At 41.4% G+C, this 18,515-nt stretch carries 18 protein-coding genes; 5 read left to right on the forward strand and 13 right to left on the reverse strand.

Going from position 1 to position 18,515, the window contains the following annotated elements; all coding sequences use genetic code 11:
• Window positions 1-127: 127 nt before the first annotated feature.
• Window positions 128-1,078: a formimidoylglutamase gene (hutG, locus tag QYG89_RS06360; protein WP_404315758.1), complete on the forward strand. Its 951-nt coding sequence runs from the start codon at window positions 128-130 to the stop codon at window positions 1,076-1,078.
• Between the two features lie 193 nt (window positions 1,079-1,271).
• A complete protein-coding gene (gene gltS, locus QYG89_RS06365) occupies window positions 1,272-2,468 on the forward strand; it encodes a sodium/glutamate symporter (RefSeq protein WP_404315760.1) in 1,197 nt (398 codons plus the stop codon).
• Window positions 2,469-2,722: 254 nt separating this feature from the next.
• Here the strand turns inward: gltS and QYG89_RS06370 are convergent, their stop codons facing one another.
• A complete protein-coding gene (locus QYG89_RS06370; RefSeq protein WP_404315762.1) occupies window positions 2,723-3,052 on the reverse strand; it encodes an ArsR/SmtB family transcription factor in 330 nt (109 codons plus the stop codon).
• Window positions 3,052-3,486 (reverse strand): SRPBCC family protein, encoded by a 435-nt coding sequence (locus tag QYG89_RS06375; protein WP_404315764.1) that lies wholly within the window; start codon window positions 3,484-3,486, stop codon window positions 3,052-3,054. The genes QYG89_RS06370 and QYG89_RS06375 overlap by 1 nt, the downstream gene beginning before the upstream one ends.
• 192 nt (window positions 3,487-3,678) lie before the next feature.
• Here QYG89_RS06375 and mutT point away from each other — a divergent pair, with 192 nt between their 5' ends.
• Window positions 3,679-4,068 (forward strand): 8-oxo-dGTP diphosphatase MutT, encoded by a 390-nt coding sequence (gene mutT / locus QYG89_RS06380; protein WP_404315766.1) that lies wholly within the window; start codon window positions 3,679-3,681, stop codon window positions 4,066-4,068.
• Window positions 4,069-4,117: 49 nt separating this feature from the next.
• Here the strand turns inward: mutT and QYG89_RS06385 are convergent, their stop codons facing one another.
• The 3 genes from QYG89_RS06385 to QYG89_RS06395 all read right to left on the reverse strand — a co-directional run bounded on the left by QYG89_RS06385 (window position 4,118) and on the right by QYG89_RS06395 (window position 8,704).
• Window positions 4,118-7,021 carry a DUF3427 domain-containing protein gene (locus QYG89_RS06385; protein WP_404315768.1) on the reverse strand — a complete coding sequence of 968 codons (2,904 nt, stop codon included), beginning with the start codon at window positions 7,019-7,021 and terminating at the stop codon, window positions 4,118-4,120.
• A 27-nt stretch (window positions 7,022-7,048) separates the two neighbouring features.
• Window positions 7,049-7,795, reverse strand: a complete 747-nt coding sequence (locus QYG89_RS06390; protein ID WP_404316191.1) for a CPBP family intramembrane glutamic endopeptidase — start codon at window positions 7,793-7,795, stop codon at window positions 7,049-7,051.
• Window positions 7,796-7,927: 132 nt separating this feature from the next.
• The gene (locus tag QYG89_RS06395; RefSeq protein ID WP_404315770.1) at window positions 7,928-8,704 is read right to left on the reverse strand and encodes a DUF2268 domain-containing protein; all 777 of its coding nucleotides are present in this window, start codon (window positions 8,702-8,704) and stop codon (window positions 7,928-7,930) included.
• Window positions 8,705-8,885: 181 nt separating this feature from the next.
• Here QYG89_RS06395 and QYG89_RS06400 point away from each other — a divergent pair, with 181 nt between their 5' ends.
• Window positions 8,886-9,080 carry a YppG family protein gene (locus tag QYG89_RS06400; RefSeq protein WP_404315772.1) on the forward strand — a complete coding sequence of 65 codons (195 nt, stop codon included), beginning with the start codon at window positions 8,886-8,888 and terminating at the stop codon, window positions 9,078-9,080.
• A gap of 84 nt (window positions 9,081-9,164) precedes the next feature.
• Here QYG89_RS06400 and QYG89_RS06405 read toward each other — a convergent pair whose 3' ends face one another.
• Both QYG89_RS06405 and QYG89_RS06410 read right to left on the reverse strand, forming a co-directional pair.
• Window positions 9,165-9,392: a GlsB/YeaQ/YmgE family stress response membrane protein gene (locus QYG89_RS06405; RefSeq protein ID WP_404316192.1), complete on the reverse strand. Its 228-nt coding sequence runs from the start codon at window positions 9,390-9,392 to the stop codon at window positions 9,165-9,167.
• Window positions 9,393-9,552: 160 nt separating this feature from the next.
• A complete protein-coding gene (locus tag QYG89_RS06410) occupies window positions 9,553-11,196 on the reverse strand; it encodes an outer membrane protein assembly factor BamB family protein (protein ID WP_404315774.1) in 1,644 nt (547 codons plus the stop codon).
• A gap of 557 nt (window positions 11,197-11,753) precedes the next feature.
• On the opposite strand from QYG89_RS06410, the gene QYG89_RS06415 reads away from it, so the two are divergent.
• Window positions 11,754-13,163, forward strand: coding sequence for a S1C family serine protease (locus QYG89_RS06415; protein ID WP_404315776.1), 1,410 nt, complete (start codon window positions 11,754-11,756; stop codon window positions 13,161-13,163).
• A gap of 63 nt (window positions 13,164-13,226) precedes the next feature.
• Here QYG89_RS06415 and QYG89_RS06420 read toward each other — a convergent pair whose 3' ends face one another.
• The 6 genes from QYG89_RS06420 to QYG89_RS06445 all read right to left on the reverse strand — a co-directional run bounded on the left by QYG89_RS06420 (window position 13,227) and on the right by QYG89_RS06445 (window position 18,414).
• Window positions 13,227-13,622: a secondary thiamine-phosphate synthase enzyme YjbQ gene (locus QYG89_RS06420; protein ID WP_404315778.1), complete on the reverse strand. Its 396-nt coding sequence runs from the start codon at window positions 13,620-13,622 to the stop codon at window positions 13,227-13,229.
• 63 nt (window positions 13,623-13,685) lie between these two features.
• Complete coding sequence (locus tag QYG89_RS06425) at window positions 13,686-14,477, reverse strand: energy-coupling factor transporter transmembrane component T family protein (protein WP_404315780.1); 792 nt, start codon at window positions 14,475-14,477, stop codon at window positions 13,686-13,688.
• Window positions 14,474-16,069: an ABC transporter ATP-binding protein gene (locus QYG89_RS06430; RefSeq protein ID WP_404315782.1), complete on the reverse strand. Its 1,596-nt coding sequence runs from the start codon at window positions 16,067-16,069 to the stop codon at window positions 14,474-14,476. Before QYG89_RS06430 ends, QYG89_RS06425 begins: the two co-directional genes overlap by 4 nt.
• Window positions 16,069-16,653, reverse strand: coding sequence for an ECF transporter S component (locus tag QYG89_RS06435; RefSeq protein ID WP_404315784.1), 585 nt, complete (start codon window positions 16,651-16,653; stop codon window positions 16,069-16,071). The genes QYG89_RS06430 and QYG89_RS06435 overlap by 1 nt, the downstream gene beginning before the upstream one ends.
• Window positions 16,654-16,733: 80 nt before the next feature.
• Window positions 16,734-17,495, reverse strand: a complete 762-nt coding sequence (locus QYG89_RS06440) for a 3-oxoacyl-ACP reductase (RefSeq protein WP_404315786.1) — start codon at window positions 17,493-17,495, stop codon at window positions 16,734-16,736.
• Window positions 17,485-18,414 (reverse strand): ABC transporter substrate-binding protein, encoded by a 930-nt coding sequence (locus tag QYG89_RS06445; protein WP_404315788.1) that lies wholly within the window; start codon window positions 18,412-18,414, stop codon window positions 17,485-17,487. Before QYG89_RS06445 ends, QYG89_RS06440 begins: the two co-directional genes overlap by 11 nt.
• Between the last annotated feature and the right edge of the window lie 101 nt (window positions 18,415-18,515).

Here is an 18,515-nt window from a genome sequence, read left to right on the forward strand (position 1 = left end):
TCTATAGATAAAAGCTATCGTAATATACAATTTATATATTAGCCATTATATAAGGTTCCCTCTTATAATAGTGGAAGGTTGAATAATTTCAAAATTTGCAGAGAACATAACATATGGGGTGATATTCATGTACGCTTTATCCGATAAAAAATATTGGAGCGGAAGAATTGACAGCGAGGATAATCCCGATTCTTTTCGTTTCCATCAAGCCATTACAATAACAGACGTCAAAAATTTAACAGGAAATGAAAGCGCTTTTGGGATCGTTGGTTTTGAATGCGAAGAAGGAGTAAGACGCAATAAAGGTCGGTTAGGAGCGGCTTTAGCACCTAATAAGATTAGACAGTTTTTATCTAGTCTCCCTTATAACATTGATAAAAAAGTAGTAGATACAGGCAATATCTCATGTGAAAATGGAGAGCTTGAAAAAGCACAGGAACAGCTTGGCAGCCACCTGAACGAGCTATATAGCCATTCTTGCACTCCTATCATTTTAGGCGGCGGACATGAAACATTATATGGGCATTATTTAGGTGCAAGACAATACATCGGCCCTGATGCGAAGCTTGGCATTATTAATATCGATGCTCACTTCGATATGCGGGACGATCCAATTCCTTCTTCAGGAACGATGTTCAGACAAATTCTTGAGCAAGATTCAAATGCCGGCTATTTGTGCATAGGCATTCAGGAATTCGGAAATACGAAATCACTCTTTAACACTGCCGACAGATTAGGCTGCCGCTACATTTACGAAGAAGATGTAACCGCAAACAATTTCCAAGAAACATTTGGAGCGATTGATCAATTTTCAAAAGATCACGACTACATCATTTTAACTTTATGCACGGATTCTATTATTGCTTATGCGGCACCAGGAGTCAGCGCGCCTTCTCCGTTTGGGTTAGATCCGAAAACAGTAAAAACATTACTGAAATACACAGCAGCAAAAGAAAATATGCTGAGCTTTGATATTTCAGAAGTAAATCCAACGTACGACCAAGACGACAGAACGGTTCGCCTCGCAGCTTACTATTTAGCGGAAGTGATGAATCAATTCAACAAGAATAAAGCTTAACAGGATGAGACTCTAAAACAGTAAAAGCATTACTCAAATGCACACCAGCAAAAGAAAATATGCTAAGTTTTCATATTTTAGAAGTGAACCGAACGTACGATGAAAGAGACAAATCGGTTCGGCTAAACAGCTTACTTTTTAGCAGACATCATGAATCCATTCAACAAGAATAAAGCTTAAAAGGGGAACATACATGACACTAGAAATCAACCAGATTACAACCATCTTTTTAGCCATTGCCGTATTTATGATTGGGACGTTTTTAAATAAAAAACTAACCTTTCTAGACAGATTTTGTATACCAGCTCCTGTAGTTGGCGGTCTTTTATTTGCCGTCATTGCAACTATACTAAAAAGCTTGAACATCCTAGAGATTAGTTTAGACACTTCCTTACAAGGACTCTTTATGCTGACGTTCTTTACGACCATCGGTTTAGGAGCCAGCTTCAGCTTAATCAAGCTTGGAGGTAAATTACTCGTCATCTATTGGCTAGCATGCGGCTTTTTAGCTCTTATGCAAAATGTTATTGGTGTATCTCTTGCCAAATTGCTTAATCTCGATCCATTGATTGGCGTCATGGTTGGCTCCGTTTCAATGGAAGGCGGCCACGGTGCCGCGACAGCATTCGGAACAACGCTTGAAGAAATGGGAGTCAATTCAGCTCTTTCTATTGGACTGGCAGCCGCCACGCTCGGACTTGTCGCAGGCGGCTTAGTCGGCGGACCAGTTGTCAAATATTTAGTCAATAAATATGATTTAAAACCAAATGAAACAGAAGTCAGCATGGATTCTTCGGTGTTAGATGACGAACCAGGTACATCTATTACATCCCAATCGTTTATGGTTCAAGTATTTATTATCACTTTTTGTATGGCCTTAGGAGATTATCTCGGAACCTTATTTACGAGCCTGACCGGATTTGCCTTACCTGGTTATGTGGGCGCAATGTTTGTTGCTGTGATCGTACGGAACGTTGTTGACCAATTTGATAAAAATATCATCCAGATGAAAAGCATTTCCCTCATCGGCGATATTACATTAGGTATTTTCTTATCGATGGCATTAATGAGCATTAAACTATGGGAAATCGCCAACCTTGCCCTTCCTTTAGTAATTATTGTTCTCGTTCAAGTATTGTTCATTGCTCTATTTAGCACCTTTGTACTATTTAGACTGCTCGGGAAAGATTATGATGCCGCCGTTATGGTCGCTGGCTTTACCGGCCATGGACTCGGAGCCACGCCGAACGCCATCGCCAATATGTCCGCCATCGTAAATAAATTCGGTCCATCTCGAAAAGCTTTCTTAATCGTCCCAATCGTTGGAGCCTTTTTAATTGACGTATTTGGTATCCCGATTATCCTTGCTACGATCAATCTTTTTAGTTAATAAAGAATTCGTTAATATATCAATCATATAAAAAAGGCTGACCCTAAAGTTATATTTTTGGGACAGCCTTTTTTATATGATTCTTTACACTTGTCCGTTGATTTCCGTTCCAGGCGCTTCGCTTTCCCCGCAGGAGTCTTCGCGCCTTCCACTACAATCTACTCAGTGAAAAATAATCGTTTAAACTTTGCAAAAAAATCTAGGGAAAAGACTGACCTTAAAAAGTCGTTTTTAAGGTCAGCTCCCCTGTTGATTTATTTTCCCTTCTCCTCTTCAACAACGTATCTAAGCATAGACAATTTATTACTCCAAAATTGTTCATAAAAAGAGAGCCATTGTTTCAATTCCTCTAATGGTTCCGGCTGCAGTCGATAAAGCTTTTCCCTTCCTTCTTTCCGTCCGCTGACCAGCTTTGCTTCTGAAAGAATATGAAGATGTTTGACAATGGCTGTGCGGCTCATTGGAAAATGCAAGGTTATATTTGAAATGGATAATTCTTTTTCAGCAAGCAGACGAAGCACCTCTCTGCGGGTCGGATCAGCAATCGCTTGAAAGACATCATATTTCTCGGCTGATGATGACATTATTCCTCAACAGCTTTGCGCAGCTTAACATTTACAAGTGACTCCCAGCCGCCGTTCATTCTGTCGCGAATCACCGAACTCTTCTCAGCTGCTTTTGAAATAACCGCATCCGTCCCTTTCCATCCGCTATGAACAACCGTAAACTCTGTCTGATCGCCCAGCTCTTTTAAAATAAACGAAATGACCCAGCCATCTGTATCCCATGCAAATGAAAGCCGATGAGGCGGATCAATTTCTAACACTTTGCATGGAGAGGGGCCAAAAGGAGATTGCAAATGAAAGTCATGCCCCTCTTTCAGCTCAAAGTCATTGGGCATAAACCAAGAAGCGAGGCCTTCCGAAGTAGATACAGTCTCCCACACTTTTTGAATAGGAGCTTTAAAAATAGCCGTTTGCTTAATATCTGGCACCATCTCATGATTATTTGTTTCCATTACGATCTCCTCCATTTTAAAAATATAACACCATTGAGTTTCATTTCTAATCATATAACACCATTTGGTTTCATGTCAAAGCAGAGTATTCATTAACTGGGCTCACCCAATCATTTCCTTCCCTTTGAACGTATGATAGATTAAATAAGGATGAAAAACAGTGAACTTACCTTAGGGAAGGAGAATTCTCTTATGAAAAAAACGATCAAAGTCGTTGCAGCTGTATGCATCGATGAACAAAAGAACGTACTTTGCGCCTTGCGTTCACCAGACATGTCCCTGCCGAACTTGTGGGAATTTGCAGGAGGTAAAGTGGAAGCAGGGGAAACACCCCAAGAATCATTAGTGAGAGAAATTCAAGAGGAACTAGGATGTACGATCGAAGTTCATGAATTGATTGAAGATATCGTTCACGAATATCCAACGATCATTGTTAATTTACTTACATACCGCACAACCATTATAGAAGGAACCCCAAAAGCGAAAGAACACGCAGAAATCAAATGGGTGCCCCTTCAAGAGCTGCGCTCGTTAGCTTGGGCACCCGCTGATATTCCTACAATTGAGAAGTTGTTAGATTGAGTAGACTTAGTAGTACGGAATGACATCACCGCCATGTCATTCCGCTTTTTCATCCTTCTGTTCCATTCCTAATATAGTGATAAAGTTGACTGTCAATCGAATGCTCCATCACCATATTCATGCGTACGACCGCACTCTGATCCTCCATTTTCGTTTGCTCCACGCTGTCTTTATCAGGAAGGGCTTTTCCAAGATAGTAAAATCCTTTACCTTCATCGTTATCCTTTTTTACAAAGATATGAATATCCACGTTGTTTTCTTCTGCTTGAATGATCGTTTGAACTTCTCTTGATTCCAACGTTCTTTTATTTGTCGTGTACCATTTAAGCACATCCTGACTAAGAAATTCATCGCCGTAATTAACGCTTGACTCTACTTCCTCATCTTTGTGGTACGTAATAAATATCGGGCATGTACCATGTTTCGTTTTGTAGCCGTATATTGTAGATTGCTCATTGTTCTCCCAATTTAAAAGCCTACACGCATCCTTCCTCGTGTACTTTTCATACAAAGTGAACGGCTCGCTGCAAGTATACATCTTGCTTTTTTCCTTTGCACTCTGCACAACATCTATTACTAATTTTTCAAAGTATGGATTGGAGCTTAGACTATTCCGGATAGTTTCGTTCAACCGATAACTATTGTCTTCATGCAAAAGAATGATCGGCTCTCCCCCGTAGCTTGTTCTTTCACTCTCCGTAAAGAACGACAAGTCGAATATACGTTGAACAGAAGCAATCGTATCCTCATCCGCCCGGCAGTTTGAGCTGAGTAAATAATCGGTATACTCCTCACTCGCGACTTTCTCTTTGTGCAACAGCATCTCTATCAAAAGAGCCTCATGCTTCCGCTTGCCGTTCAATATTTCCAATGACAGCATTGCCAGCACGTTGTCCTCGTAATCTGTCAAGGCAGGAACATCCTCTTTCATTTTTAATAAAAATTGATGATAGTTCCTAGTCGGACTCGATTTCCGCTCCACTATCACGACTGGATCAATCGAGCGATGCAACACAAAATCATATAAATAGGGAGCTCGGCCAATTCTGTTTTTCAACTCAACGAAGGCTTCTTTTAACACCTTTATCGCAGTCAAGTTACTGCTATTAATAGCTTGAAAGATTTTTTTCTTTGCGATCTCTTCAAAGTTCACCGTAGAAACACCTTTAATATAACTCGTATCCTTCGTTCGCCGCCGGATGTTGTCTTTGTTTTGTGATTTATCTCCTGAAAGAGCTATAGGAATTAAATAGTTATTTTTATAATTGCCGATGAAATCGATGATCGTGACGAATTGTTTAGAACCATGCTTGCGAAGTCCTCTTCCAAGCTGCTGAATAAAAACAATACTCGATTGTGTCTGTCTTAACATAATGACTTGATTGATGCTCGGTATATCGATCCCTTCATTAAAAATATCCACCGTTAATATATAATCGAGAAGCCCGTCTTCTAATTCTTTTACACAGCGTGCTCTTTCCTCTTGAGAATCATCCCCCGTTAACGCCACTGTCCGGAAGCCTTTTTCATTTAATCTCACAGATAATTCTCGTGCTTCTTCTTTTCTGCTGCAAAAGATGAGTCCTCTTACTTCCTTACCGTAAAAACCGTAGTAATGAATTTTTTCAATTAAATGGTTGATGCGTTCCTCAGTGACGAGCTTGGATAAAACAGTCGCATCATCGATACTTTCTCCGTTGTACTCAAGATCGGTCACACCAAAATAGTGAAAAGGACAAAGCATATCCTCTTCCAATGCTTCCTGTAAGCGAATTTCGTACGCAATATTGTAGTCAAACAGCTCATATATATTGACGTCGTCTGTTCGTTCAGGTGTAGCTGTCATCCCCATTAAAAATTGCGGTTTAAAATAGTTGATGACTCTTCGATACGACTGAGCACCAGCTTTATGCACTTCGTCAATTAAAATGTAATCGAATTCATCTGGATCGAACTGTTGCAGTGTTTCTATCTTGGAAATCGTTTGGATCGTCGCAAATAAATATTTGGCATCCTTTTGTTTATTCGTTCCCGTTAATGTACCAAACTCTTCATCTATCCCGCCAAGCACCCGCTGAAAATCAGACTTTGCTTTATTTAAGATTTGCTCCCGATGCACGATAAACAGCATGCGTTTCGGCGCAAATCGTCTCACATCAAACGCAGACAGATACGTTTTCCCTGTTCCTGTTGCTGAAATAATTAATCCTTTATCCCTTCCCGCTTCCCTTACTTCTTGAATTTCTCGCAAGGCTGCTTGTTGCATTTTATTCGGCTTAATCTCAATAGACTCTTTCACAGGATTCGTCGTATATGGAACTGGTAATTCGACTACTTGATTCCCTGCTTGAGGGTTAACAAATGGCACATGCGTTTTTTCATAGTCTTCAATCCATTGTTCCGTCAATGGCTGAGAGTTTTCCCATACATCTTCAAATTGATTTCGAAAATGATGAACAATCTCCCCATTTTCATGCGACGTGAGCTTCACATTCCATTCATAATTGACCTTTAGCGCATGAGCTGTTAAATTAGAACTCCCAACAATCAGTGAATAGTGCGTGTCATGATCAAAAATATACCCCTTCGAATGAAACCCTTTTACACTGGTCAACCTCACTTCCACATTTGTAATTTTCATCAACTCTTTAAATACTTTCGGTTGATTGAAATTCAAAAACGTAGACGTTAAGATACGCCCTTTAATCCCTTTCCGTTTCAAATCTAAGAAGTGAGACTTTAACGTAGCAAGACCGCTTTCCGTAATAAAAGCAACGGAAAAAATAAACGACTTGCTATACTCGAGCTCCTCTAACAAGGACATTAAAACATTTTCATTTTTCTTCGCATTATTTACTAATAATTGAGGCTTATAACTTCCAAATTGACTATAATTCTGATCAATAAACCCTTTGTGCAAAGATGCTTCTAAGTTTTGAATAAAATTCCCCATATAATCACCATTCACTACCAGTTTTTATTATTTATTATAATTTATCGGATCTACATCCCCTAATTTAACAACATAATCTATCAAAAAGTGGAAAGCGATGAGCGGCAAAATTGATCCTAATCCGATATAAAGAATAGCGAACAAACATCCAACAACGGCTGTTCTTAACACTCCTTTTACAGCCCCTTGATACGTATGGGCAAGCCCGAATAATAGCGAAGAAATGAGTATAACCGCCCAAATGGATACACTCGGAAATAAGTACGCTAAAGCAAAAATAAGAAACCCTCTATAAATAATCTCTTCCGTCACACCTGCAGTGAATGAAACGTAATTCCACAGCTTTTTCTCTTTCTTAGATATAGGTAATATGGCAGAAAACTCGATGTTTCTTAACTCTTGCTCTTTTGCCTTTGTTAACTGGCTTCTGATTTTTTCACTAACATGATAACCAATCGCATAGTACAAAATAATTAAAAAATAAAGCAGCGCTATCCCAAATCCGACATATGTTACTGCTGAACCAAGTACATTTGTATTTATTGCTGGCATGTTCACTCCAACTTGCTTCAAAGTCAGATCAGTAAAAATGATGATAAGCAAAATGAAGATAGTCGGTATCCATAATCCGACCATAGTATTGATATAGTATTTAATTCTTACATCTTCCTTTAATCTGACATTTTTCTTAAACCTCTGAAAATCAAAATAACCAATAACTGGTTCATAAAGCAATGTAAAAATAATAATGATCCAAAAACCGATCTCCAACACCACCACCTGCCTTCTTTACAAATTTAACATAATTAAACAAAAAAACCGAGTACATCCAGTACCCGATTCAATCCATCCTATAGCGTCTGACAAGCGGCTAACCGGGAATTCAGTTTGGATAGAACCCTCCATTTATAAGCTCTCATTCAACACCTGCCGTTCATTCATTAGATCCTTACACGTGAGCCTGCTTTCTTCCATATAGTTTTTTACCAAATAATACCCGACACAATACCCGGCCATTTTTGGATAGAAGCCCCTTCCATAAAGCAGGCTGTCATGTTTACGGTGGGTTCTTGCCATATTTGTATTTGGAAGCATGATGGTTTTCCATATTCTTTCTAGCTCTTCATTCGAATAGTACGATGTCCATGAAGACACATAGTCTTCGCCTATTCTTTCACGAACGGCATTTTCGGCTAGCCCTTCCATGATCATAGTATCCAGCAATACATAGTCTTCTTCACTTTTTCGATATTGTGATAACCGGCAAACGTGGTTATATTCATGAGTGAGCAGTGCTCTTATTTCACTTTCCGTGTCATGTCCGGAGATGAATAAAAATATCTTATCGTGAAAAGCTACACCTGCTTTTCCTTCATGTTCACGTTTCATCCCTCGATCATTTGTCTGTGTAGGCAAAATAAAGATAGGAACATCTGGACCTCTCCATATTCTTTGCAGCTGCCGCTCTTCTTTTTCCACTACTTCCCATACGTGCTTGTTCTTTAACTCTTCTACAAGCCTAGATCCTTCCTTGATCGGGCGTTGATACATTCCATACTTGGTTAAGTGTCGATGGATTCCGGCAGGTGAAGCTCCATGAAAGTGACCCTTGATCTTTTCGCATATGTCAAGCGGCTGATGATAGGAATCGAGTAACCACTCATCCGTTCGAACAACACTCATATCCCCACCCCTAATGCTTATTTTATCTAATAGCTTAAATACATGTTTCTATCACTTTTGCTAAAATTTAATAGTTTAGGACATACATCCTCTCTGAAAACCGTGAAGTGAATACTATATAGTATGGATCAAAAAGAGAGGTGTTAAATGTATGTTTCCTTTGGGACCAAGAAGACAACCAATGCGCCCATATCGTCCTTTTCCACCGCGCAGGCCGGCACGCGGCCCACAAACCTCAGCTACAGCGAATGTCATGTCCTTGTTTCAAAACTCTAATGGGAATCTAGATATTGAGAAAATTATGGGCACTGCGCAGCAACTCTATAAAATTCAAAGTCAAATCAGCCCATTCATCTCTATGTTCACGAAAAAGTAACAGACTCCTTTTTTAGAAAATAAAGTAAAAGAGAGAAGTGTTTCCATAATGCTTTTCTCTTTTTTATTTTTAGAGAGGAGCCTTTCATCGCCTCTTAACGAGAAGACGAAGCACAAACACAAATGCGGCTGCTCCAATAATGGCGGGTACAATGGCAAATCCAGCGAAAACCGGCCCCCAGACACCGAATAGTTGACTTCCCAACCATGCTCCAACAAATCCAGCAACCATTGCCCCGATTATTCCGCCTGGCATATCTCCGTCTACAAGAGCACTTCCAATCGCGCCAATAACCGTTGCCATGATCAGCATAAGTAACAGATCGATGCTTAACACTCCTCTTTTCCTGTTTATACCACTATATGTGATGAGGATAGGAGAAGTTCTTTTCACTTTCTGGCGGACACCACCGATTTGCGGACGAACTCCCCAAAAAAAGCCGACTCTAAGAGAACCGAGTCAGCTTCATTACCTATTTAATTTTCACTCCAAAGATCTTTCCGCCTCTAGTGGCAACGACGATGGAGTCGTTGAAAACAGCTGGGGATGCTTCAATATTCGCTCCTAAGTTCAGCTGATTGATGATTTCTCCTGTTTTTCCATTTAGCAAATATATCGTACCGGCTGAATCCGATTGGATCAGGTACGCCCGTCCATCTTGATCGTATACGGCAACGGGTGAAGACCATGTGTAGCAGGGCATTTCCCAGCGCCACACTTCTTGTCCAGTTGCTTTGTCCAGCGCTACCATCAAGCCGGCGTCGATCTTCTTATGCCGGGCAACGGTGAAAATGGCCAAGTCTTTGATTTCATTTTTCCCGATAACCGGTGTAGCAAGCATGCCTCCGTTGACGCTTTCGTGATAAAAGGCCGCGTATTCCTTCGTCCACATGACTTCTCCGGTAATGCCATTGATTTTCCTTATAAGCGAATGACTATTGCTTCCTCTTAATTTGTCTACTTCTGTTCCAGTATAGAGGACAGGCACTTGTTCTTCTTCATCAATAACGATCGATGCGTCCGTGTCATCTGTTCCTGGCAGCGCCCAGATCGGTTTCATGGTCATTATATCGATCCCTTGTACACTCCCGCCATTATCAGCGAAGAAAGCAAGATTTTTATAGACAGCCACGGAGTTTTCAATCCCTTGATGTTCATTCCCCGTCACTTTATAACGATATTTGATCGTTTCAGGAGCAATACTAATGCTTTTTTCTTCCTTATTAAAAACGGTATTTAACTTAATATTATAAAATAATCCGTTTTCTCCCCCGATGATTAGCGTATCCGTTTCCCGGTTCACAAGTGCCGAACCATCAAATGCTCCCCATAGCCGATAAGCATCCGCTTCAATTCCCGGAATAAAGTGCAGCAGTTTTCCATCGATTAAACTAAAAATCCGAAAGCCAATGTCCCCTTGCTGCGGGATGCCCTGGCCTGTATAAAGAAGCGGGTAGCCGCGCGGGTCAATAGAGACACTTCCTTTGATCGGATTATGTATAGGAATCGGCTCTCTCGACGGCTGACCCGATTCAAGGTCAAAGAAATAGATGTTTCCATCAAGGCTCGCATAAATCACTTCTGTAAAGTCTTCCTTGTTTTTAAATTCATCCTTAATGTTCATCATTTCTTGCACATCGTCATCCCACTTCACAATGGCCGGCTGCCCTGTCCATCCAGCGCCCCCTCCCCATCTAGGACTTAGACGTGTAGTAAATGACCACATTGGTTCCAGAGAAATCGGGTTCGTTTTCACTCCGCCATAACTTGGGGAGTTTCTCCAATGCCCCCCGCGAAACGTGAGGACCCCCTCCATTTCCGTATATACCTTAGGGAAAGTATGTACAGAGGATAATTCATGCAATGGCCCGTTTGGCAGCAATTCAGAAGAAATGATCGCATCCCCTGCCGGCTCCACTTTCAAAAATGGTTCTTCTGGAATACTTGCAGCCTGAACAGAATCTACCGGCTCTTCTTGTTCCGCAGCTACAACCCTCTCCTCATTCGCCGGCTCTTTCGTTTGAATGATGCTGCTCAATTGTTCATTTGTACAAGCTATCGTAAAAGCCACACTCGAACAAAACAAAGATATAACTACTAATCTATTAACCTTCAACAACACACACCACCGTTATGTAATGATATATCCTTTTTATTTGATAAGTTTTCTAATAGTATCAAAATCACTTCCTTTACTTATATCATATCGCCCATGTCATATGCCCTGTTATTTTGTCGGAAGACGAAGTTGTTTTAAAACTTTTTACTTATCGATCATCAAAAACGAAGCAAATTTCATTTTATCTCGCATTAACCGGCAGTAAGGCCCCCTTAAAAAAATATAGGTGCGGGGGATCAACTGCCAGTAAACGCCCGATCCGTTCGGGACAACAGGACGTTGGTTACTCAGGTGTTGCCACAGGAAGTGGCGCTCTTAGCCTGAGTTCCTTATTCTATCAGTGGGGATGAAGCTCCCACTGATAGAAGTTTCATTTTATCCCGCATTAACTGGCAGTAAGGTCCCCTTAAAAAAATATAGGTGCGGGGGATCAACTGCCAGTAAACGCCCGATCCATTCAACTAACTATCAGTGGGGATGAAGCTCCCACTGATAGAAGTTTCATTTTATTTAGTGGTACAACATTCCTTTTGGGCTCCATGTGAGTATATTGTATGAGATTCAAAATTCTGATTACCTACCAAGAGGTGAGTGCGCTGAAAAAGAGAGCTCTTTTTACCGTACCGATTAGTATTTTGCTCATTGCTGTGATGGTCGCGTCCGTCTTTTTATTAAACATTAAGCCAGACACATCCCACGTTTCTCAAGCCCGAAAGCTATCTGAGTACTCGAAGCCGGCAGTCGTGCGTATTGTTGACTATGCGATTGTGGAATGGCAGTTTAACGCTTACTTTCCTGAAATGGATGCTCTCCTCAAAGAACTAAATTATCAAACGGTCATTGGAGGATCTGGATCAGGAGCCATTATTAGTCCTGATGGCTACATCATCACGAACGCTCATGTAGTGGAAGGCGCTAAGATGAGTGAAGAAGAGCTCGCTAATGCTGCTTTTGAACATCTCGTCGCGATCGTTGCCCAATATTTCGAAGTAAGCTATCAAGAAGCCTACATCTATATGATCGCTAACACTCAGTACACACAAGTCACGAAAGAGTTGAAGGTCGTTCTGCCTGGCGGGGATGTTCTCGACGGTGAAGTAAAAAGCTACGGTGCCCCTATTAATCAAGGAAAAGATGCTGCCGTTCTGAAAATTGAAGGAAAGAACCTGCCTACGTTACCTCTTGGAAACTCAGAGGATATTGCCGACCAAGATAATATTTGGGTGCTCGGATACCCGGCAGCAGCTGAGTCTGACTTGTTATCGCCTGATTCCTCCTTAGAATCTTCGATGACCGACGGACAAATTTCGGCTACATCCAAAAAAACAGAACAAGGAAGCCCGGTCATTCAATTAGATGCAGCGGCCACACATGGAAATAGCGGCGGGCCGGTCATTAATGAAAAAGGAGAAATCATTGGTCTATTAACCTTTAGAGGAGATACGGTAAACGGCCAAGAAGTGCAAGGATTTAACTTCGCTGTACCGATCAATACCGTAAAAGAATTTGTGAATCAAGCTGGGGCCACCAATACGAGAAGCCAGACAGATAAACTGTTCAAAGAAGGATTAACCCTCTATTGGGGCGGCTATTACAAAAATGCGTTAGAAAAATTCGAAGCTGTCCAGCGGATCTTCCCGAACCATCCAAAAATCAAATACTACATTTCTAACGCTGAAAAGAAAGTCGATGACAGTAAAATCCTGTGGTCCGACTATCAAACACTGTTCTACACCATTGACGGCGCGGCCGGACTGCTCATCATCGGCCTAATGGTCTTCACCTTCGCCCTGAAACCAAAGCAGGCGAAAGCAGCCGCTGCCGAACCTGACCCAACCGCCGGCATCGAACAGCTCCTCTCCGATTTAAACGGCGATGGCAAAACAGACATGGAAGACATTTTGCTGGCCCTGCAGAAGAAACAAGAGGAAGAACGGAAGAAAGATAAGGATAAAGAAACCTAACTAGACTGCAAAGCAGAGGGTCAGATCCCACACCATTCAAGGTGAGATCTGACCCTTTGTCTTTTATAAAACCTTCACATAAAACGTACGAGTGCGCGGCCCATCAAATTCACAAAAGTAAATTCCCTGCCACGTCCCTAGAAGCAAACGCCCGTCTGTGATAATCACATGCTGCGACGTTCCCACTGTACTTGCTTTCATATGTGCTGCCGTATTGCCTTCCGCATGGCGGTCCAGCTCATGCTCCCACGGATAGACTTCATCAAAGCGCCGGATCATATCACGCTTCACATCCGGATCAGCATTTTCATTAATCGTAATCCCGGCTGTTGTATGAGGGCAATAAACGATCACAGCCCCTTCCTTTATGCCCTGTTCTCTAACGAAATCGTCCACATGATGTGTCACATCAATCATTTGATCACGTTGATTCGTTTTTAAGGTGAATGTTTGCAGCATTATTTTCATCCTTCCCTACTTTTTTACCAAGTGGTTGACCACTCGTTACACTTGAACTTCATTTTACATGAGAATTCCCCATTGTATGAAGCCGAAATGAAGCGATAAGAAAATAATCGCTACATGCAGAGCAATTAATAGTAAACCGTAAAGTACGTCTATCTTTCCTGATTCTATTTTGTGATAAAATGTACGATTCCAAGATCCATCAAAATTCCGTGCTTCTAGTGCGATGGCTACACGTTCAGCTTTACGAATTCCTTGTGAGAGAAGCGGAATCGTGAAACGAATCATTGACCTAACTTTACCGCCTAATCCCCCTACACGGTGAACACCTCTTATTCGATGTGCTGCACGAATTTGTTCAAATTCTGCCTTGAATATCGGAATAAAACGGACACCTGCTAAAATGGAGTATGCCCATTTTGGTTTCATCTTCAATTGCTGCATTAAACTTAAAACAAATTCTGTTACATCCGTTGTTAATACAAAAATAAGGCCATAAAATAAATAGCCTAGTGTGCGAAATCCAATAGTTAATCCGTTTAAAAGCCCTTCCTTTGTGAAGTGAAACCATCCCCATGAAAACCAGACCGTTTCCCCCTTGCCAAATGCGAAAATGCTCCAAACACTTAATATAAAAAGAACAAAAAAAGGCAAAAGAACATACATCACCATATGTTTAAATGGAATTTTAATAAAAGCAAAAGTAATCATTGCTGGAATAAGCATACACAAAAATGTTGTCAGCGGATCACTGATGATCGATATGATCGTCATCATAAGCAAGTGAAAAATGAGCTTAATGGACGGATTGATCTGCGATAAAAAACGACTTCTCCCTATTAGTATCATGAAAAGACCACACCCTTTTCTTCGGGGATCCTCTTTCGTTTTACATATTCAATGTAAAGAGGCTCATGCAATTTGGCTCGTTTTAATAACGGTGAGTTGGAGAACAATTCTTCCGGAGAGCCTGCGAATAAAAGTCCGCCTTCAGCAAAGATGATCAGTTTGTTTGCATATTGATAAGCAAACTCTACATCGTGCGTAGTCATAACGATCGTTGTTTCTTGTTCATTAAGGGTATTTATTCGTTTGGCTAATTCATCTGTCATTCTTGCATCCTGACCAAAAGCCGGCTCATCCAGCAGCAATACTTCATGCTTTTTTAATAACATACTGGCTACACTTAAACGGCGCTGCTGTCCAGTTGACAGCGTATATGGATTGGCTTTCCGTAAATGGGACAGACTAAATTCTTCAATTAACTGCTCCGTTCGCTCCATCGTTTTCTTTTCAGACCATCCTTCTACTTTACCAACGAACGAAATTTCATCCTCAACAGAATCCGTAACGAATTGATGCTCAGGGTTTTGAAACACAAAGCCAATGCTCTTCGACAATACTTCCGGTCTGATTGCTTTTTTCTGTGAATGAAAAGGAAAGTGATAATTAACGAAGCCTTCTTTCAACGTACAGAGCCCCATAATGGTTTTCAAAAAAGAACTTTTTCCAGAACCATTCGGTCCCATCACAGCTACCCAGTCACCTTTATTAATTTCTACATTTACGTTTGACCACACCGTGTTATTGCCCAAACGAAGGGCTCCGTCGGTTACCGTCACTAACGGCTGGACATGTGACTGCTTTTCTATCCGCGTCTTCCTTTTCCAGCGATTTATTATGTCTAAATTCTCTTCCCTTAACAACTGCTCCCATGTGGAAGGCCATAGACGCGGTTTCCATATTCCATACTGTTCAATAAGCTGCTCGTACTCTTTATATATAACGTGTGGATCGCCATCAGCAGCCACTTCGCCCCGATCATTAAAAAGAATGACACGATCGATCCACTCTAACACCCCTTCCAATTTATGCTCGATCAATATCATCGTCTGATTTTCATTGAGCTGTTTTAGTATATCAATCACTTCTTTTGTTCCAATCGGATCGAGCTGAGAAGTGGGCTCATCCAAAAACAATACGTCTGGTTCCAATGCCAAGATCGTTGCCAATGCCAGCCTCTGCTTCATCCCTCCTGAAAGGGAGTGAATAGGCGTCTCCCCTTCTAAATCACCAAGACCTACCTGTTCTTTTACTGTTTGTATCATTTCGGGCATATGAATTGGCGGAATTCCCCTGTTTTCTAAACTAAACGCGATTTCTTCATCTACCTTTAGCATACAAAATTGACTGTCTGGATCTTGAAATAAGACACCTTTTTGTGCAGGTCCCCATACTTCCCCTTTCATATGAGCAAAAATGGTATTTGGGATCAAACGAGAAAGAACCTGAAGCAAGGTGCTCTTTCCGGATCCGCTGGGACCCAGAAGTAACACCTTTTCTCCTTCTTTTATTGATAAGTTCACGTTAGTAAGGGTCGGTTCAGTACGTTCATAGAACTGAACATATAAATCACTGCAGCCAAGATAAGACGGCTCCATTATTTATTCCCCCAGACTTTTTGGTTTGAATAAACAATTTCATAGTTATTTAACGAGCCTGTTTTCGCTAATTTGTCGGACAGCCATTTGCTAAATAACCCGCAAACGACAATCGAACCCAGCGCCCGGAAAAAGATCGTTGTTACCTGAATAAACAACGTTTTTGCACCAAATCCGCGAATCGCATAATCTCCGAGCAAGCTCCCGGCACAAGCAGCTAAAGAGGCTAACAAAACCACAGAGAGATCCCAGCGCTTGTATCTAAAGGCAGCAAAGACAAGCTCTGCCCCTATCCCTTGTAAAAACCCACTTACCAATACAGGCAGCCCAAATTGACTTCCTGATAAAAGCTCGCCTGAAGCAGCAGCAAATTCTGCCAGAAAAGCAACGCCTGGTTTTCTAATGATATAAGCCGCTACGATGCCTGCCACAAACCACATCGGATAAACAATTTGGCCTAAAAATGGGACGACCGCACTTGAAGCCGTATAAACAGTTCCCCACACTTTATAAACAGCCCCAAATAGGATCGCAATAATGATTGTTAAAATCACTTCTCTTATCGTTAATGATTTCTTTTGCATATCTTTTCACCCTCCCTGACATTCGTATCGGTTCCCTATCTACAGCCGAGAGCAGCCGTTCTGGAAAATTGTCCTGTTTATTAATCCATAACTAACCCGCCGTCAACGACTAAGTTTTGCCCCGTAACAGCGCGGCTCCATGGTGACGCGAAAAACAGAACGGCGTCCGCTAATTCTCCAGGAGTAGTTACCCGTTGTAACGGCGTACTTTCCTTAATCAGCTCGAATACTTCATCAGGTGTCGAAGCGCTGGCATCTGTCGTTTGCAGCAATCCTCCCGAAACCATATTTACGGTAATGCCATTTACACCAAGTTCGCGCGCCATACTTCTCGTAAACCCGATTAACGCTGCTTTTCCTGTATTGTAGTCATGATACGGAACCACAGGATTTTGTACTAAGTTCGTTCCAATGTTTATGATTCTTCCAAACTTCAATCGAGACATTCCTTCATGAGCAGCCTGTGTTGTATGTAAAGAGGCCTTCACACTTCCTTCTAACTGTGTGTCATAATCTTCCCAAGCAATCGTTTTCGCATCTTTCTTATTCACAGCATCAAACTTAAAGTTAACAAGAGCATTGTTAACAACTGTCGTCACGGCTTGTCCAAAATGTTGTTCCGCCTGGCCAAACATGTTCTGAACCTGTTCTTTATCCGTAATATCCGCTTGAACAGCAATCGCATGATCACCAATACTCTGTGCCACTTCCTGCGCTTTCTGTTCACTTTGATAGTAGTTAACAATGACACGCGCCCCTTCACGCCCAAACGCTTTAGCAATTTCTGCCCCTAATCCTCTGCTTGCTCCTGTTACCAACACTACCTGATCTTTAATTTCCATGATTTCTTCCTCCTTTAGATGTTTCTAACACTAGCTCGTTTGTCCAATATTCGTTAGGATCTACCAGCGAATCAGTCAGTTTTACTTCCTTCAGCCACTTCTGTAAATGATCGAAATAATCCAATGACATAGAAAAATCAGCTGTAAAACAATGTAACGCAGCATCCATAATCGCTGCTTCGACTGTGTCATTCGGGTCCTTTTTCTTGAATTGATAATAGATCTCTTTCGCTTCCTCAGGGTGGTTTCCGATGAATTCATTGCTTCTTTTCAACACCCCTGTAAATCTGTTAATCTCTTGATATTGTTTACTTAGAACTTCTCTCGACGTAATTAAAATTAAATTCCCTCCCGCAGGAAGCCCCCATTCCTTTAACGAGAAAAATCCTGGCTCATACCCGCGTTCCTGCGCCTCGATTAATTCATGGTGCTGTTGTACAGAAAAAGCGATATCCGCTTCATCATTAATTAAAGCATCTGTATGATAAAACCCTTTGTTGACAGGAATTAAATCATGCACATCACATTGTCCGCCATCCGCCTCGATTAACGATTTAATAAAAGCCAATCCCGTTGGTCCAGGAGCGCTCGGGTAAGTTAGTCTCTTGCCAATCATATCTCTCGGCCTTGTAATCCCCTTGTTTTTCAAAAACATGACACCACTATCTGACTGCAAATACCTAGAAAATCCGATCACATCATGATTTTGCAGCCGGTCTTGTACTAAGTGAAGCGGCTCAGTAACAGCCAGCTCCATCCTTCCTTTGTAAATCTCGTCCATTGCATCAAAATGCTCTGCGGGTTCTATCATCTCAACCTCTAAATTCACTTCCGCAAACCACCCTTTATCGATTCCTACTAAAAACGGAAGATGGTTCGGATTCAAATACCATTCCAGACCAAACCTTAGACCTTTCATAAATCTTCCTCCTTATATGCAATGATAATGACCACTCTTTCAACAAAAAAAGACAGGTCACTTTAAAGTGATCCTGTCTTCCGCAATTAACCAAATAGGAT

Origin of the sequence: Bacillus lumedeiriae (assembly GCF_044891285.1) — a bacterium.
GTDB classification, from domain to species: Bacteria; Bacillota; Bacilli; order Bacillales; family Domibacillaceae; genus Pseudobacillus; species Pseudobacillus lumedeiriae.

Bases quoted from the DNA above. Each gene is read 5' to 3' on its own strand.
- hutG (WP_404315758.1), top strand. From the start codon at position 128: ATGTACGCTTTATCCGATAAAAAATATTGGAGCGGAAGAATTGACAGC.
- gltS (WP_404315760.1), top strand. From the start codon at position 1,272: ATGACACTAGAAATCAACCAGATTACAACCATCTTTTTAGCCATTGCC.
- QYG89_RS06370 (WP_404315762.1), bottom strand. From the start codon at position 3,052: ATGTCATCATCAGCCGAGAAATATGATGTCTTTCAAGCGATTGCTGAT.
- QYG89_RS06375 (WP_404315764.1), bottom strand. From the start codon at position 3,486: ATGGAAACAAATAATCATGAGATGGTGCCAGATATTAAGCAAACGGCT.
- mutT (WP_404315766.1), top strand. From the start codon at position 3,679: ATGAAAAAAACGATCAAAGTCGTTGCAGCTGTATGCATCGATGAACAA.
- QYG89_RS06385 (WP_404315768.1), bottom strand. From the start codon at position 7,021: ATGGGGAATTTTATTCAAAACTTAGAAGCATCTTTGCACAAAGGGTTT.
- QYG89_RS06395 (WP_404315770.1), bottom strand. From the start codon at position 8,704: ATGAGTGTTGTTCGAACGGATGAGTGGTTACTCGATTCCTATCATCAG.
- QYG89_RS06400 (WP_404315772.1), top strand. From the start codon at position 8,886: ATGCGCCCATATCGTCCTTTTCCACCGCGCAGGCCGGCACGCGGCCCA.
- QYG89_RS06405 (WP_404316192.1), bottom strand. From the start codon at position 9,392: ATGCTGATCATGGCAACGGTTATTGGCGCGATTGGAAGTGCTCTTGTA.
- QYG89_RS06415 (WP_404315776.1), top strand. From the start codon at position 11,754: ATGAGATTCAAAATTCTGATTACCTACCAAGAGGTGAGTGCGCTGAAA.
- QYG89_RS06420 (WP_404315778.1), bottom strand. From the start codon at position 13,622: ATGCTGCAAACATTCACCTTAAAAACGAATCAACGTGATCAAATGATT.
- QYG89_RS06425 (WP_404315780.1), bottom strand. From the start codon at position 14,477: ATGATACTAATAGGGAGAAGTCGTTTTTTATCGCAGATCAATCCGTCC.
- QYG89_RS06430 (WP_404315782.1), bottom strand. From the start codon at position 16,069: ATGGAGCCGTCTTATCTTGGCTGCAGTGATTTATATGTTCAGTTCTAT.
- QYG89_RS06435 (WP_404315784.1), bottom strand. From the start codon at position 16,653: ATGCAAAAGAAATCATTAACGATAAGAGAAGTGATTTTAACAATCATT.
- QYG89_RS06440 (WP_404315786.1), bottom strand. From the start codon at position 17,495: ATGGAAATTAAAGATCAGGTAGTGTTGGTAACAGGAGCAAGCAGAGGA.
- QYG89_RS06445 (WP_404315788.1), bottom strand. From the start codon at position 18,414: ATGAAAGGTCTAAGGTTTGGTCTGGAATGGTATTTGAATCCGAACCAT.